At 37.2% G+C, this 15348-nt stretch carries 17 protein-coding genes; 1 reads left to right on the top strand and 16 read right to left on the bottom strand.

The features are described 5' to 3' along the window. Window positions 1-276: 276 nt before the first annotated feature. Genes H3001_RS12380 through H3001_RS12375 form a run of 3 tightly spaced genes read right to left on the bottom strand, consistent with a single transcriptional unit; the run spans window position 277 to window position 4632 of the window. Window positions 277-2340: a hypothetical protein gene (locus H3001_RS12380; RefSeq protein ID WP_246368583.1), complete on the bottom strand. Its 2064-nt coding sequence runs from the start codon at window positions 2338-2340 to the stop codon at window positions 277-279. Continuing rightward, entirely contained in the window at window positions 2340-3335 is a 996-nt protein-coding gene (locus tag H3001_RS19500) for a metallophosphoesterase family protein (protein ID WP_246368582.1), read from the bottom strand. Before H3001_RS19500 ends, H3001_RS12380 begins: the two co-directional genes overlap by 1 nt. Window positions 3336-3381: 46 nt before the next feature. Continuing rightward, window positions 3382-4632: a nuclease domain-containing protein gene (locus tag H3001_RS12375; RefSeq protein WP_246368581.1), complete on the bottom strand. Its 1251-nt coding sequence runs from the start codon at window positions 4630-4632 to the stop codon at window positions 3382-3384. 395 nt (window positions 4633-5027) lie between these two features. On the opposite strand from H3001_RS12375, the gene H3001_RS12370 reads away from it, so the two are divergent. Continuing rightward, entirely contained in the window at window positions 5028-6047 is a 1020-nt protein-coding gene (locus H3001_RS12370) for a site-specific integrase (protein WP_181215109.1), read from the top strand. 31 nt (window positions 6048-6078) lie between these two features. On the opposite strand, the gene H3001_RS12365 is transcribed toward H3001_RS12370, so the two are convergent. The 13 genes from H3001_RS12365 to H3001_RS12305 all read right to left on the bottom strand — a co-directional run bounded on the left by H3001_RS12365 (window position 6079) and on the right by H3001_RS12305 (window position 15348). Beyond that, the gene (locus H3001_RS12365; RefSeq protein ID WP_181215108.1) at window positions 6079-6381 is read right to left on the bottom strand and encodes a hypothetical protein; all 303 of its coding nucleotides are present in this window, start codon (window positions 6379-6381) and stop codon (window positions 6079-6081) included. Between the two features lie 67 nt (window positions 6382-6448). Next, window positions 6449-9166 carry a hypothetical protein gene (locus H3001_RS12360; RefSeq protein ID WP_181215107.1) on the bottom strand — a complete coding sequence of 906 codons (2718 nt, stop codon included), beginning with the start codon at window positions 9164-9166 and terminating at the stop codon, window positions 6449-6451. Window position 9167: 1 nt separating this feature from the next. Then, window positions 9168-9914 carry a hypothetical protein gene (locus tag H3001_RS12355; RefSeq protein WP_181215106.1) on the bottom strand — a complete coding sequence of 249 codons (747 nt, stop codon included), beginning with the start codon at window positions 9912-9914 and terminating at the stop codon, window positions 9168-9170. Next, a complete protein-coding gene (locus tag H3001_RS12350) occupies window positions 9904-10377 on the bottom strand; it encodes a hypothetical protein (RefSeq protein ID WP_181215105.1) in 474 nt (157 codons plus the stop codon). The genes H3001_RS12355 and H3001_RS12350 overlap by 11 nt, the downstream gene beginning before the upstream one ends. Beyond that, a complete protein-coding gene (locus tag H3001_RS12345; protein ID WP_181215104.1) occupies window positions 10367-11209 on the bottom strand; it encodes a hypothetical protein in 843 nt (280 codons plus the stop codon). Before H3001_RS12345 ends, H3001_RS12350 begins: the two co-directional genes overlap by 11 nt. Window position 11210: 1 nt before the next feature. After that, a complete protein-coding gene (locus H3001_RS12340; RefSeq protein ID WP_181215103.1) occupies window positions 11211-11489 on the bottom strand; it encodes a LysM domain-containing protein in 279 nt (92 codons plus the stop codon). Continuing rightward, the gene (locus H3001_RS12335; RefSeq protein WP_181215102.1) at window positions 11486-12040 is read right to left on the bottom strand and encodes a hypothetical protein; all 555 of its coding nucleotides are present in this window, start codon (window positions 12038-12040) and stop codon (window positions 11486-11488) included. The genes H3001_RS12340 and H3001_RS12335 overlap by 4 nt, the downstream gene beginning before the upstream one ends. After that, window positions 12037-12432 (bottom strand): D-Ala-D-Ala carboxypeptidase family metallohydrolase, encoded by a 396-nt coding sequence (locus tag H3001_RS12330; protein ID WP_181215101.1) that lies wholly within the window; start codon window positions 12430-12432, stop codon window positions 12037-12039. Before H3001_RS12330 ends, H3001_RS12335 begins: the two co-directional genes overlap by 4 nt. Next, window positions 12429-12899, bottom strand: a complete 471-nt coding sequence (locus tag H3001_RS12325; protein WP_181215100.1) for a phage holin family protein — start codon at window positions 12897-12899, stop codon at window positions 12429-12431. The genes H3001_RS12330 and H3001_RS12325 overlap by 4 nt, the downstream gene beginning before the upstream one ends. A 55-nt stretch (window positions 12900-12954) precedes the next feature. Then, window positions 12955-13266, bottom strand: coding sequence for a hypothetical protein (locus H3001_RS12320; RefSeq protein ID WP_181215099.1), 312 nt, complete (start codon window positions 13264-13266; stop codon window positions 12955-12957). A gap of 3 nt (window positions 13267-13269) precedes the next feature. Continuing rightward, window positions 13270-13776 (bottom strand): hypothetical protein, encoded by a 507-nt coding sequence (locus tag H3001_RS12315; protein WP_181215098.1) that lies wholly within the window; start codon window positions 13774-13776, stop codon window positions 13270-13272. Between the two features lie 7 nt (window positions 13777-13783). Next, on the bottom strand, window positions 13784-14737 hold the full coding sequence (locus tag H3001_RS12310) for a hypothetical protein (protein ID WP_181215097.1): 954 nt from the start codon (window positions 14735-14737) through the stop codon (window positions 13784-13786). Beyond that, the gene (locus H3001_RS12305; protein WP_181215096.1) at window positions 14737-15348 is read right to left on the bottom strand and encodes a DUF6046 domain-containing protein; all 612 of its coding nucleotides are present in this window, start codon (window positions 15346-15348) and stop codon (window positions 14737-14739) included. The genes H3001_RS12310 and H3001_RS12305 overlap by 1 nt, the downstream gene beginning before the upstream one ends.

Here is a 15348-nt window from a genome sequence, read left to right as displayed (position 1 = left end):
ATATCAAGGATCTATTTAGCCATGCTGAATACGACATCCTTTACAAAAATGACGGTCAGCTAGAATTGGATTTTACATCATAATGAGCCATATTGAGATGTTTTACATTTTTTAAGAGACACTAGTGTATTGTTATAATATTCAATATATTTATCTAAAGCCTTTTAAAGGCTTCAGGAGATTCAAAATTCTCGGTATACAGTAATTCAGACTTGATAATCCCAAAGAAGACAGTGTCGTTTTTATAAATCTATACTGTTATTTTATATAGTTGTACTATTCATTGCCAGACTCTCGTTGTGGTAAGATATTTGGGTTTATCTTTTTTATCATACCAGGATTCATTTTGTTGCCCTTAGTAGCCAGTTTAGTGTAACCTAATAAAATTAATGTTTTTGTCTTAGCAAGGTCAGCATCAGACATGGCTCCTTTAGCGTACATTACTCGTAATGATGATAGTGTATCGCCAAAATAAAAAGAATGTTTATCTGATTTATCCAAATATCTTCTTACCATAATATCCCAACGATCTGGTTGTTTGTAAATTACTAAATTTATTAAAACATGTTTAATGACAGGGTTGGTTTCCTGTTCAATTTTCTCATACAAAAGATCCGTCAGTTTAGAAGAGTATATATTATCTTTATACCATGTGACAATATTGTGAGGTATATTAGACATTATATCAATTAGTAACTGTTTTTTGTCATCAGACTTGGTGTCATAAGAATCAGCTAACTGAAGTCTAAAATCATCATAACCAGCTTTACCTTCCATAGCTAAAGCTGGTGCCATTAAGTAAATAACCCTAATAGTATTAAGCCAAGCATCTGCAATTGAATCAAGTAACTTGATTTTATTTTCAGGAAGTATATAGTCACTATTTCTAAGTACTTTTGACGCTATTCCTATCATTTCCTGTAGATAGTTTACCGAATAATTTTCCCAAACTTTTCTTACATCTTGGTGGAAGGGGATAGATGGATTATAATTTGAATCATCCAAAGCATCTTTTATATTTGTTGGTAATTTTGATTGCTTAAGCTGATTATCCAACTTGTCAATAGCTTTAGCTGCTTGCTCATCTGTGATATCAAGACGCAAATATTGTAGTGGATTCATCTTATCAGGAAGTCCAACTTTATCATGAACCTTATTTGTAATTTTATTGATGTCTTGGATTACGATTTCTGCAGCATCATTTCTTGTACGATCACTACCTGTGTAAAATTCCAAAACTTCTGGATAGTGGGCGTAATTTTCTTCCTCCAATATAAAATTTGTAAACTCAGGCGATTTGGTCATTCGCATAGCTGCAAAATAATATACCCAAAAGGCAAATCTAAATCCATAGAGATCTGAGTCATATTGACAAATTATCTGATTCCTTAGCAATATTGAAAAAAGGTAGTTTATATCAAGTGTTATTTTTTGTTGCTTGCAAAAATCTGAAATTGTATCATAGAATTGTTTACCGCTAAAATAGTATTGTTCATTACGAATCATCTGTTCACAATAATACCCAATTGCAAATTCACAATCTTTCATATCGGGCAGAGATTTATAACTGGGAACTTCTTCATTCTCAAATATTATTCTTAGAAGTCGTTCTATCATCTCAGTTCGGTTTACAGGATTTTCATCGAATGAGTTACTAAAAACTTCTAACAATGATATACAGTTTAGTGGTGTCCTATGCATATTGAAGTTTTGTATGTCATCATTTAATCTTTTTAGAACTACTTCATCTTCACCAATATTGCGCTTTCTATTATAAACAGAAACCATATTACGCAACTGGCATAACTGCATTGGAGCCATAAAAATTGGTGCTATTGAAAACTCATGAAGAGAAATATTTTCATTCTCTATAAATGATTTCTCCAACATTGGACACAAAAGCAAGAGAGGAACATCTTCATACTCTTTCTTTATGTAAGTTAATATTTGTTTTGCATCTTTATTGTTCAAATCCCAGTTATCAAAGATAATCCATCCAACATTTTCCTTCTTTGAACCAAAAGTTTCTAACTGTCGTGTTATTACTTTTTCTATTTTATTTGCTTTGATAATTCTACTATCAAGAAATAAACCAAAAATTCTTTTTTCTTTCCATAGTCTTAACAAGAAATGCCAACCAAATGATGTTAATCCATATTGAGCTGGTGTAATAATCTTAAGACTTTTACCAGCATTTATAATATCATCTTCCGAATACAGGTCTTTTTTGTTAAATGTGAAAGCCCTATCAAATCTGTTCATGCTAAAATAGCGGTCAATCCATATTAAAGAATCATCACCATAAACAGCCATTGTGTCACGGAATCGTTCTTCTAACATTAACAGAATAGGGTCTTTCTCTTTTTTTTATCATTTATTATTTCAACAATACCATCCTCTCCATCTGTAAAATCAAGTCCCTTCTTGAAACAGTTTCTTGATGCAAACCATTCTCGATAAATAATCCTGTTCACATGATCATCCTCTAACTCAATAATACAATAACCTAGTTTGTCCGCTTTATCTGTATACAATTGGGGAGACTGGCACCAAACATAAGATTCCCCTTTAACTTGATTACAAAGAATATTCTGACGATGAGCATGTCCTGTTAGTAATAAATCAAATTCTATTCTAAGTAGTTTTGTGAGCTCATCATCCGCCCATTCGGATAGAAATGATAGAGGATGGTGCATCATTAGAATTTTCTTCTTGGAATTTTTTTGAACCCAGTCATTTAGGTTACGTGTATCTACATTTAATCTTCTCTCATCATCTTTCAATTGTTGATACTCTTTCCAGTCATGACCAGCAAAAGAGGTCAAAGCACTATTAAGGCAATATATGCTCCATTCTTCATTGATTTCAATAGGAAATCCTATCAAATTTTTGCATGAGTTTGGAAGATATTGCTCCACAAAATTTTTATAATTGCCAAATTTTTCCAAGAAAACGGTTCCTTGCTGTCCGTTTATCATATTGTTAAATCGGTCTTCTGTGAATTTTTGATTAACTACTGGCGCATAGTTTTCTCTATTATCTATGACCCATTGGCGTTGACAATCATGATTACCAGGAACACATATTATTTTTTCAGGCTGAATACCGTATGTAATTAATTTGCTTAAAATCTTATTGTAGAATGCTTGGTAACTTTCTTGTTTATCAGCTGCTTGTACAAGATCTCCACCAATTAATACATAAGCATCATTATATTGCATAGAAAAGAGTTGTTGCTTAACATCTTCACAAAATGCTTTTATCACAGCACCTTCATTCTCAGGTTTATCCCCAGTCAAATGTATGTCTGAAAAATATACAAGTATTGTCTTCATTTTTCTTTTATATCTATACTGTAAATTTTAAAATACATTATTATTTTTAATGGAATGATATATTATCCATTATAACTATTTTATCCAACTCTTCAAAAGTCGTATCAATAAACGTATAGTTTATCATCTTGCTTGTATTGATGGGTTGAATGCCATCATATTGTTTACGAAAGTATCGCAGTTCAAAAGCAAGGCGAAGATCATTGGTGTCTTCATCTCCCTCTATTTGTTTCACTTCCTTTGACGTGATAGTTCTAACTCTAATTATCTCATAAACATCACAAATTCCTTTTCCTTTGAAGTAAGGCATGAAGTAATGTAGATTTTGCAGAGCAATAGTCGTTGGAAAATGACTGCCAGTATAATAGAGTGTGGCATTACCATCCTTAAAACTCTGTAAATATCCTTTACGACTGCTGTTTGTAACAAGACCTATAAGAACTCTATTTCCGACTTCTACAAATGTTCCTTTTTGCGGTATCACATTGGAAATGGTATCGTGCGATTTCATATTAACGAGCTGTTCAATAAATTGCTCCAAAAGTATTCGGTTATGTATGTCTTTGGGGCGGAGTGGAAAAGCTCCAATATTAACCTCATCAATAGTCTTGCGAAACTTGGATACGGCAACATCGGTTGGTTCACCATCACCTGGGAAAAGGATATAGCCTCCTATAACTTCTTTTTTCAATACATCTGATTTGTAATCTTTGTAATATATGGCATCACGGTATCTGTGCATTTGGTTAATTGCGTCTTCTGGTGGAACATCTACACCGTTTCTGTCTTTCCCGTCAATACGATATTTTGCGTCAAATAGGTAGGTAAATTTCATACCTTCCTGCAAATCGTTCTTGGTAAGTTGCAACACAATATCCGGCTTTTGAGGAACAGTAGGCACCACCCAATCTGTTATGCCAACAGAATTATTTTCACGTTCCGAACTTTTGGGGTTATAGATGAGTTCAGCCAGTTCTACATTGTCTTTCTTAAAAAGAATACGTGAATTCTCTCCTTTACCCAAGTCCCATGTAAATAAGCCATTCATTTCCATTCGGTTTCTATGATCAATGTCTTCATCAGACAAATGTAACTTTTCTTTTACTATATGGCTTACTTCAATGAAACACCATATCTCATAAAGTGTTGCTATATCTTTGGTTTGTAAACGATATATGCCATCATTTAGAGAATAAGAACGTTGTAGCAAACTCCATGTGCGATATACCTGACTATATCCAGTAGCCTTTTGCAAAATAAAACCGAAAAAACGAAAAATCGCAAATCGTAAAAACAAAATGTTGAAATTAACTTTTTTAAAGAAAAAACAAAATGTTATTTTTGAAGGACACACAACAGACAAAAAAACAATTCAGTGAACACTTAATAAATACTTAGTGAACGGCAAATGAACGCTTAATAAAGGATGTTCATTTGCCGTTCATTTCATGTTCAGCAAGCGTTCAGTAATCAAAAAAAGAAGGAACTGCATCGACACTTCGACCAGCTCCTTCAAGCAAAATAAGAATCCATAAATGAATCCTCTGAACAAATATAAATAGTATATATCTATCCACAAAACTTTCAATATAAAAACTTGCATAAATAAAGGGAATTCACTAAATTAGAGACAGCAAAATAAGAAAAAATAAATGTTTAATCAGATGTCTATGACATCAAAATCCTTATGTTATGGAAGAATATCTAAACAAAGGGAATCCTATAGATTTGAATTATAGTGATTCACAATTCCGGGATTTTCTAACTAATCCATTTCAGAATCTTGTTATTGACTTATCTAATGCTACGTTATTAGAAGTAATCGAATCTCTTACTACGGTAAAGAACAAACTTTCTCCGTGTTATGGAAAGCATTTTTCATCATTAATCTATCATTTGAAAGGCATTGAAAGAGAATTTCAGTGTGTACTTATGCCTACACACATAACCGATGTATTCTGGTGCAACTTTATACCATATTTGCTTTCTAAAGGACTTTCGCTGGCTACCATAAAGACATCATGCTCACAACTAAAGACCGCTTTAGGATGGGCAGCAAAGCACAACGCAAAGGTATCAGGCAGTTATGACATACTGAAGATACCTCCTTACTGTCATCAGCAGATTGCACTCACTATGGACGAAGTGAGCCATATATATCACTTTGATGTAAATACTATTCCACGCAATATACAGTACAGGAGGAACATTCAGAGAGTGAAAGACATGTTTGTCCTTTCCTGCAATTTGGGGCAGAGATTCTCTGACATGGTGCGCATTGACAGAACATGTTTTGACCGTAATATATTTACTATTCTGCAGCAGAAAACCGGCACTCATGTACGTGTTGACATAGAACGTATGTCACTTGACAGGAACACCACATATTCAATACTTGAAAAGTATGATTATTTTACACCGCTTAAACAAAGAGAAAAGAGCGACATTTCGTCTTACGACCGCTATATCAAACAACTACTGAGGTATATAGGAAAGGAATTTAATGACCAGGTTAAGCGCGAGACAAAGATAAACGGACATGTAAAAGTTGATTTCTATCCTAAATGGAAGCTGATAACGTCACACACCTGCAGACGTACATTTATAACGAATAATGTGATGCGTGGCTATAATGCCATGGAAATTATGAGATCTTCCGGTCATAAGACCTATACATCATTTGAGAAATACTTATGCTATTTTAATGACTGAAAAAGGGGGGCCGTACAGCCCCTTTTTTTATCTACATAGACCACTGATTTAGCAGAAATCCGGCAGCTACAGCAGCGAATATCCAAAGACAGCCAAGCATAGCCCAGACTACATCCATCCAATCAGCTTTATCGTCAAAGGCGTATTCCTTTACTATCGAAAGGAACAAAACTACTACAGTACCAATTACCGGCACTGCAACAGGCGTCCAGTCAAAAATAGCATCCTGAAGGATGAATACGAATGTAAACAATGCGCAAATAAGTGCGCCTACTACATGGTGCAGTATCTTATCCACACCGACTTTTGCCAAGAAATTGTCTAAAAGTTTCATATATATTTATTTGAAAGGGTTTTAAGTTTACACGACTATTCTACGAATGAATATTTTTATTGAGTATTTATTCAATTAAAATAACACAATACCCATACATCGGAGCGTTATTAGATACTCTTATTTTAATGCCTGTTGTTACTGTTTCATTCAACACACATATATTGTCTGATTTTTCAAGAATCGTGATTAATTTACCCTTCCATTTATCATCTAATGTGACAAAATCTACAATCTCCTTGTTGTAATCAAGGTATAGATACAGTTTACCATCGATTTCAAACGAACTATTATTTATTCGCCCATCAGGATTTTTTGTACAATCACAATACTGCCTAAAACAAACAGACGATTTATTTTTTGAGTCATAATTTCCATCGTCAATATTCAACAATGAATCTATGCCATAAATGTATGATTTCCTTGTTTTAGGAAAAAACCAACAATTCCTAATATTATCCTTTCTTTTATTTCCACCGATACCTCTGTCAAATACAAATCCGTGATGGAATCCTATCATTCTATCAATATTGGATGTACCTGTAAATTCTATTGCTCTATCTGGTGGTAAATTAGGATTTTCAAAGAATGACGTATTTATTAACTTTGTTCCATTTGGTGCATCTTCCGCATTCCACCGTTCTATTGTTCTGAAATCATATGTTTTCCCGTCTTCAAAAGGTAAAACTTTTGGAACATACATGTAAATATTACCTCCTTGGATATTCGGCATTACACCTGATTGAATGAAGCCAAAATAACTCAGATTTATTTTTTTATAGTTATAGAAATCAGTAAAAACTAAACAAGTAGCAGCATTGAGAAAACGATAAATAATGCTATGATTTGCAACATATTGAAGATTTTTTAAATCTTGAAAAAATGGATTAGATGTATAACCATCTTCAGGTTTTTGTGCAGTAATTTGCTCACATATGCTATGCGGTACAATAACATCATAATCATCAATCAAATCCACAACGCCAACCTCATATGTTCCGCTTTCTTTAATTTCATTCCCATCCGCATATATTTTCTGACACCTACTTACAATGCCTGAATGCAACTGAGTAGAAGTAGCAATATTAACGGCAATATTAGATTGATGTATTGCTCCAGATACATGTTGTAGAGTTTCACCTGTAGATATTTTTTTATAATCCCATGTAACATCGTTATAGGATTTACTTGAAAAAAATAAAAGATTATTTTCATCGATTATTCTCAGCAACGTAAAATCATATTGTCCATTATTCCAGATACTTCCTATATCAGCATATGTTTTATCATGACTAGGGCATGATACATTTGTTGCCCTTCCATCACCATGCCCACCTCCAATATAAGTCCCATTATAATTAGCAGGACACCTATCGTCAGAGGTACCGTGTATATTAATTTCTTCTCCCGTATTTCTATTTATCAATAAAGTTCTATCCCAATTCCAATTTTCATTCCTTTTTAAATATCGATGTAAAAATGCTCCCTTATTAACAATGTCATATTTTTCATTAAAATAACTTTTTAATGAAACCTCTATATCTACATTATCTTCCCCCTCATTGAATTTTACTGTAAGAATGTTTTTTTTGGGCAAAAGTTTATTTTCCAATTCTTTTACCCTATTATCAATTTTATTATTTTCTTCCTCAATAGTATTTATTTGACTTTTAAGTGATATTGGATATGGTTTGATAGTGCCATTTATATTTTTCGATTGAACACCAGCTGGTTCAAAGCCATTGTGGATTATGCAAAATGTTGCTAAATAAAATGTTTTATCAGGCAAATTTTTTATACTTTCTTTGATCCCACTTATCTGCCAAGTCCACTTCATATATGTATATTCCATCTCTTTCCATGATATATCATATATATTGGTAGCAACCTTACACCATCCAGCAACATTATCCACATAAACAGATTGTATCTTACATGAGTTAATATATTCCCCTGATGAATTATTGACAATCTGTTCTTGTGTCTTATTTCCTAAATTAGATATTAATTCTTTAGTCAAATAAGTATGTTGTGCAACATTGGGCGTAATCCCAAACAACTTATAGTCCATTTTTTCAGATTGAGAAAGCAATATTTCAAGGTGTTCTTTTTTATACCATGAAGAAATTTGTATCACAGTAGGTCTACTACCTTTTTCTCCAATTGGAATACCAGATTCTTCTCTGTCGTAATTAATATAAAAAGAATTTTGGTTTTCTCCGAGCAATGTTATTTTCCGATAAAATCCGTTTGTATATGATTTTAATGGGAAATTATCAGTATTATCCACTTGTATTTTAGGCGTTGAATATATATCTCCATTTGAAATAGGGATGATTTTAGGATGATTGGTGCTTTCATCTTCGGAAAGATTTATCAAATCATTTGAATAAATTTCAGCAGATAGCTCGGAAAACTTCGCATCCGTTTCTGCCTTTGTCGCATATCCAGCATCCAGTTTGCTAGTAAGCACCCAACCTGGTGCATTATAAGCATAGACTTTATTATTGTCTGGATCTGCAGCATTGTCAGGATTATAAATATTTACAATCATTCCTTTTTTCAGTGGATTACCTTCCGAATCTACCGGATTGACATCCGCGTTCATGGCAGAAACGGATGTATATGTTTTTCGGATTCCAAGACTACCTCCATTGCGTTGTACGTCCTCCATGTACGATACAGTATCATACATAATGCCTCCAACTTCAGATGGTGATATTGTTTCGCTGTTTGTCTTTTCCGACAATTCTATTGCACGTCTCTTAATATCGCTGCTATTCATGTTATAGCTGTTTAATAATTAATAAATCTATTTTTACTGTACCAGAAGGGCGTATAGCAGGCACAGTTTGCCGAGAATATACACTCTGTATTCTATCATTATACAAGCTTACTCCAAATAAACCTGTTCCATCTTGATAATACAAAACGGCGAAAGGATTATCGTCTAAACCATCTTTCACGATAGCCATCATTGTTCCTCCAACTAAAACATTAGGATTATCCCGTGTTGGTATATTCATGCTGACTATTGCAACATCTCCAAATTTTAATCCAAGCGAAGGTTTAATCGCTATAGTAAATCCGATATTAGGGTTACAATCCCCTTCAAGATGTTTTACAATATATCTTCGCTGTGTTTCAAGTTGTTGTACGTTCTGCAATGATGTAGGAGTAACGTAAGCAAATGTTCCTGTTGTTTCAGATGACAATGTAACGTTAACAGTTTCTTTGATATTTTTGGTTGAACCGTCTTCGTATTCGCGTGAATCGTATTGCCTCTTGGTAAAGCATAGATATTTTCCGTCTATTGCTCCAAGTGCCGGAACCTGATAAACTTCACCATCAATTACTACAGCACCTTCAATGATTGATTGTTTATCATCTGAAAGGACACCCCAAAGTATATATCTTTCTCCGTTTGTCTTGGCCAATAGCCCTATGGTTCTACGCAAAGCATCCTGCATGAATGTAAAATCGGATGCAAGGAAAGGCTGTCCGCCATCATTAACTAATAATCTATCGTTCATACACTCTAATTATATATTGCCTTCCGGCTGGTTTATTGAAATCTACAATACTTCTCACTTCTTCAATTCTGTCGCTCAGGTATTCGGGTATATTGACGACGAAACGCATCTGTGCGTTAAATGATGTATTAGGTATATACAGAGGATCATTAGCAGAATTCGATATATACACATAAGGCTGCTTCGTACGGAAATACACTGTCCTTGTACCGGTTTCAAGCTCCGTAATATACACATCATCATTATCCAGCAGGAAATAATCCTTAATCGCCTTTACTATGTAAATCACTTGACCATTTACACGTATATTATCATTGCATTGCCTGACGTATTGAATAAAAGCTGTCTGCAATTCTATAAGAGGCACAAGCAGCACCTTCATAAGCGCAAACAGCACATTACGTCTCAGCACAGGTGGCAACACGTTCAGAGCAAACTTCAATATATCTATATTATACCACATAACTAAGACTTGTATTAAGGTCATTTGATACCAGGCATCCTGCCACGGCATTATAATTATTGGTAGTAACATCCTTGTATGACAGTTCTGTCGATGATTTTGCCTTAACCCCCTTCAGGTCAATATCTATAACACCATTGACTGCCTGTATAGCATCTACGCATTTTGTCTTATTAAAAGTTCCACCGTACACAATTCCTGCCAGATATTGATTAATTGCATCCTCTACAGGCTTACTACCGTCGCTGATACGCACACCTGATGTAGTTATAATCTGTGGATCTACAGAAATAACCGCCTCAATCTGTATGCTGTCTGCCGGTAATGACTGTATATTGAGCAATACACCTGCAATTTTAATCTGAGACATATAACTGCTGAATGCTTTCAGTTCTGTTGCACTAAGTATTGCCGGCTTTCCTCCGTTATCCTTAGCTACAAGAATGTCTATAGTATTACCTGCATCACGTACAGCTGCGTACTTGATTATCTGTTTCGTTTCATCTACAGTCTGATAGCGATAACTCTGTGTTGCTTCATCAAAAATCAGTTCGTCTCCGTATTGGAATCCTAAACACTTTGTGTGATACCATCGTGTAGTAGGTACGATATTAGCCGCTATAAGTGCATCAATATCCACCTTATGAGCATCAAAAGCCTTGTATAACACATAATGACACACAGCTACGATATAGATTAATATATTCTCTATGCTGACTGAAGAGAAGGTACTGTCCCATGTCGCACCATCCTTGATCCCATAAGCATTCTTCAGTGTCGGATCTGCCAGAAATGCATCTGTCATTATCTTCTTGATTTCTTTGATAGTCATGTTACATAAATTCTTTAGTGAATTGTTTTGTAAAGATTCTTAACTTGATTTCTCCGTATTCGTCTGTCTCTGTTGCAGGGCGTATATTGTTATTCTTACAATAGTCCTGCATCTCCTTGTCAAAAACCTGTTCCGGCGCATACAGTTCTGTTCCCGTTAGTAAAGTAGCCGAAGGACTGACATTGTTGGCCGCAGCCAGCAATGTAACAGCCTCCAGACTTCCGTATTCCTGTATTGCGATGTCGGCTAGTGTCTGACCATTTAACACCATCACTGTCATGGTAGTTTCTTTTTATATATCTTTATACCAATATAGATTAATGTAACTCCTCCCAGGAACATCAGTGCAGCCTGCCACCATGATATTGCGGATTTCCGTTCTGCTTCCTGATGGATGTTAGCCGTCGACTGCAATGTCATATCAGTATCTGTACTGTCATTGCGTGTAATCGTTGCACTGAGAGTGTCCGATATTTCCGTCCGGCTTTCCTCTTCCTGTCGTGTATCCTTATTGATTGTTGTAATAGTCTTATCCTTAAGATATTGCTTTCCGGTAGAATCAGGAGGTGTATATGTAGTCTTCTCAGTCTTTATTTCCAGTTTCTCCATAGCCTTACGGACTATTTCCTGTACTGTAGATGAAAGCTCTTTGATGTCTTCCTCAACAGTCGACTTTCCGCTTTCCCTGATGTTCTCACGCGATTCTGTAACTGTGTCCTCCTGGATCTTGACTGGCGGATTTGTTGCACAGCCGGGCGTCATCAGCCCGACTATGAAGCAAACAAACATCATAATTAGAGATATGGATAATTCTTTTAATAACTTTTTCATAGGTTCAATACTTCTTTTCTGTTTCCTGACTTTTTGTAGCTCACGTGTACCCAACTGTAATCCTTTTCGTTGATAAGCTGGTCGTATGGAAGGTTATCACGGATATATTCAAACAGAGCCTTGTTTCCTTCTTTTGTGCCTGTAGTGATGTCGGCAGCTTCGCCTTTCGTGTGCTGGCTGTTTGGCGCACCGCCTACAAGCCTGTTCAGTTGCGGGCATCTGTAGCCGCTGTTCACGTAGATAGGGACTCCTATTGATTCACGAGCAGGGTCAAGTACGTTCTCGGCAAGAGCTTTCAAGGCTGATGCACTCGATATGTCACACTTGTTGTTGATGCCGTGGGCATCGGCAGTAGAACTTCTGAGTAGTTCGCCCATTGTAAAGTGTTTCATGATTTATTTTCTTTTGATTGATTACATTGATTATTAAATTGCTGTAAATACGGTATCTTCTTCACGATTTCGAAGCTGACAACATAGTAAATAAAGGCCAGCGTCTTACTGTCGGGGAATAACTGATTAGCATTACGTAATATGTTCGTACCGTAGAAATATAGTATTGCATATACCACACCAGTTATACACTGCATAGCTCCTTCTATATTGCCCAATTTTTCACCTATTACGTAGATGCAAAGCACTATTACGTAAAAGACAAAAGTCTCCATGAGGCACTTGAAAAACTTCTTATTGTTGAATGGCTCGTTGTTCACCACGATGCCCGAAATCATCCCTGCCATCATGTTGATAAGGAAGATGAAGAAGATGATGAACACCATATCGTTAAGCGGTGCGAAGTATGCCAGTGTCACACTGAAGAGAGTGACCAGCAGATTCTTTATTTCTGTTATAATATCCATGATTAAGGTCTGTATTTTATGTTCAGCAAACGTTCACTGAACGTTCATTGAACGGTTAATAATGTGCATCTATACTGATGCTGTCTGTTGTAATTGTGACTTTGTTCACATCCTGGCCGTCAAATTCAAGCTGCTCACGGATCTTCGTTCGCCATGCAAGGGGATTGTGGTCCAGAGCCATGTCGCTGATACCTACACCGACTGCCGGCTGCTCCTTCAATTCACCCTTGTGGCATACCAAGATGATAGCCTGATTCTGTGCCGTCACGTCTCCAATCCTGACACCTCGCAATATCTTGCCGTCCGGCCCTCTTATTACATTGATGTCAAGATCGTAATCCTTGAGTTGTATTCCAGTTCCTAGCATAAATCAATGTTTTATCTTTTCGTCCTCGTAGTCGCCTTTATTGAGTTTGTCGGCTTTCTGCTGTATAGCCGGCACCTGAATCGGCGCAGGGTTGCTCTGATTGGTGGCAGAGCCGGCTACTGCTACAGCACCAGAAGCAAGAGTATGACTATTGAAGGCATCTACCAGTTTGTTGATTTTTTCCGTAAGAGTCTCAATATTGATAAGGCCGCCCAGCTTACCGCCGTTGATAATGATAGTCTCAATCTGGTCTATCTGCAACACTACCAACTGGCTGTAATCGCCCGTCAGACTACCTACAGTTACCGCAGTTCCGACTTTCGGAGTAATCAGTATGTTGTCTGCATTCTCTTTTTCAGAAGCCCGCAGACGCACGCCGCTTACATCCTGTTTGCCAAAAGTCACGGTACATGTAATGCTTTCCACACTCTTCACAATGCCCTGCCAGATAGTAATCTTCTGACCTCCCACGTTACGGAGATTTTCGTATAGTCTTTTATACTGATCCATAATCTAATCAACTTAATCTGAATCCAAGTTCTACCGTTCGTTTGCCGCCATCTCTGCTGAACTCTGTTGTCACTGCCTGGACAAAGTACCTTCCGTCCTTTTCGGGATAGTCTTCATCTTTCAGTTCTGCCGTGTCACCGGGCTTGCAGTAAGGAATCAGCCATGTAGTGATATTGCCGTCATAGCCGTCAAAGGAAAGGCGTTTCACTTCCGTTTCGCCGCGCTTCTTCATGCTCGCTTCATCACTGGTAGCACAACGTATCTCCACCTTATCGCCGCCCGTGGTTCCTGTCTCAATTTCCTTCACCGTGCCGTCCGGCATGGTAGCTTTCACGACTACCTGAACCTTGCGGTCCTCTGCCTTTCGGTAAGTGAGGTCGCATTCTTCCACATTAAGCGAAAAATTGTAGAATACATCATCGCCCACAGCTTCAGCCGGTGCATGAACATGCAGCGTATCGTCAGCCAGATAGATGTCAGCTCCCGATTCTTCCTGCACCTTCTTCAGTACATCGTAGCCTGTAGCGGTGTTGATGACGAACTTTTCATAAGTCCACGAATAAGTGCAGTCCAACTTGTAGCTTTCTCCGATTCCTGATATCACCTTTTTCAGCAGAGATTCAAGGGTAACAGCCTTCAGTTCTTCGTTCGGTAGTGACTTGCGGAACTTGTACAGGTCGTCTTCGCATTCTATGGTGATACTGCCGTCATCGGTACTTATGCGCTGAATCCATCCTCTGAACTCCTCACGCAGTCCTGTCTCCTCGTAGCCTATGCTGATGCTTACCGGATCACCACGCTTTATAAGGCTTTCCACGTCCAGAGCCTTGTTGTATTCAGATCCGGGCAAAACTATAGTTGCCGTATCTGCCAGCAGCTCCACCGAACGGTGTATCTCAACTTTGTCCAGCATACCCAGACGGAAGTCAGCCAGTTTGATGTCATATCCTAGTGTAAACATTATTGCATATCCTTTTTCTTCAGTAACAATTTATATGTATCGTCAGAACAGCAAGACAGGTCGTAAGCCTGATTCGCAAGACCGCTTGTGAAAGGAAAGTTGTAGCTTTCCACTACTATCTGGAAGATTGAGAATATCTCGAAGAGAGGGCAACGTACTTCCCATTTCGCAGCCTCGCAATACTTGCGCAGCTTCTGCACATCATCGCGCGGATAGGCTTTCTCTTCGGTATTCATCAGGATGCCCTGTATCTGTATCTGATAGTCGTCCTGAGTCCATCTCTCCTTGATAGAGCCACGAACTTTGCCCTTGCTTACATGCCTCTTTGTAATGATGTTCTTGCCTGTAACTGTAATCAGAGGTTCGAAAGGAAGAAGCCAGTATTCGCTGTCGCCATCCTTCCTTATCTCCAAAGGCATACGCATAGGCACACCAAGCGCATTGCTGCGAAGCTGCTCTGTCATTTCCTCCTCACTAAGCTTCATCAGTTCGCTGTAGCCGGAACTGTCGCCCTCGGTTACAGGCGTCTGATTGAATAGCCAGTAAGGCGGTACCTTCAGCCCGGTAGTACGGGCAAGTATATTTCCCAGGATAAACTTAGTCAATGCCAT

Origin of the sequence: Phocaeicola faecicola, assembly GCF_013618865.1 — a bacterium.
Taxonomy (GTDB): domain Bacteria; phylum Bacteroidota; class Bacteroidia; order Bacteroidales; family Bacteroidaceae; genus Phocaeicola; species Phocaeicola faecicola.
This window is presented reverse-complemented; position numbering and strand designations above follow the sequence as displayed.

What these genes read in the sequence shown, in the direction of transcription:
- H3001_RS12380 (WP_246368583.1), bottom strand. Translation starts at nt 2,340, where the DNA reads ATGTTAGAAGAACGATTCCGTGACACAATGGCTGTTTATGGTGATGAT.
- H3001_RS19500 (WP_246368582.1), bottom strand. Translation starts at nt 3,335, where the DNA reads ATGAAGACAATACTTGTATATTTTTCAGACATACATTTGACTGGGGAT.
- H3001_RS12370 (WP_181215109.1), top strand. Translation starts at nt 5,028, where the DNA reads ATGGAAGAATATCTAAACAAAGGGAATCCTATAGATTTGAATTATAGT.
- H3001_RS12365 (WP_181215108.1), bottom strand. Translation starts at nt 6,381, where the DNA reads ATGAAACTTTTAGACAATTTCTTGGCAAAAGTCGGTGTGGATAAGATA.
- H3001_RS12360 (WP_181215107.1), bottom strand. Translation starts at nt 9,166, where the DNA reads ATGAATAGCAGCGATATTAAGAGACGTGCAATAGAATTGTCGGAAAAG.
- H3001_RS12355 (WP_181215106.1), bottom strand. Translation starts at nt 9,914, where the DNA reads ATGAACGATAGATTATTAGTTAATGATGGCGGACAGCCTTTCCTTGCA.
- H3001_RS12350 (WP_181215105.1), bottom strand. Translation starts at nt 10,377, where the DNA reads ATGTGGTATAATATAGATATATTGAAGTTTGCTCTGAACGTGTTGCCA.
- H3001_RS12345 (WP_181215104.1), bottom strand. Translation starts at nt 11,209, where the DNA reads ATGACTATCAAAGAAATCAAGAAGATAATGACAGATGCATTTCTGGCA.
- H3001_RS12340 (WP_181215103.1), bottom strand. Translation starts at nt 11,489, where the DNA reads ATGACAGTGATGGTGTTAAATGGTCAGACACTAGCCGACATCGCAATA.
- H3001_RS12335 (WP_181215102.1), bottom strand. Translation starts at nt 12,040, where the DNA reads ATGAAAAAGTTATTAAAAGAATTATCCATATCTCTAATTATGATGTTT.
- H3001_RS12330 (WP_181215101.1), bottom strand. Translation starts at nt 12,432, where the DNA reads ATGAAACACTTTACAATGGGCGAACTACTCAGAAGTTCTACTGCCGAT.
- H3001_RS12325 (WP_181215100.1), bottom strand. Translation starts at nt 12,899, where the DNA reads ATGGATATTATAACAGAAATAAAGAATCTGCTGGTCACTCTCTTCAGT.
- H3001_RS12320 (WP_181215099.1), bottom strand. Translation starts at nt 13,266, where the DNA reads ATGCTAGGAACTGGAATACAACTCAAGGATTACGATCTTGACATCAAT.
- H3001_RS12315 (WP_181215098.1), bottom strand. Translation starts at nt 13,776, where the DNA reads ATGGATCAGTATAAAAGACTATACGAAAATCTCCGTAACGTGGGAGGT.
- H3001_RS12310 (WP_181215097.1), bottom strand. Translation starts at nt 14,737, where the DNA reads ATGTTTACACTAGGATATGACATCAAACTGGCTGACTTCCGTCTGGGT.
- H3001_RS12305 (WP_181215096.1), bottom strand. Translation starts at nt 15,348, where the DNA reads ATGGCATTGACTAAGTTTATCCTGGGAAATATACTTGCCCGTACTACC.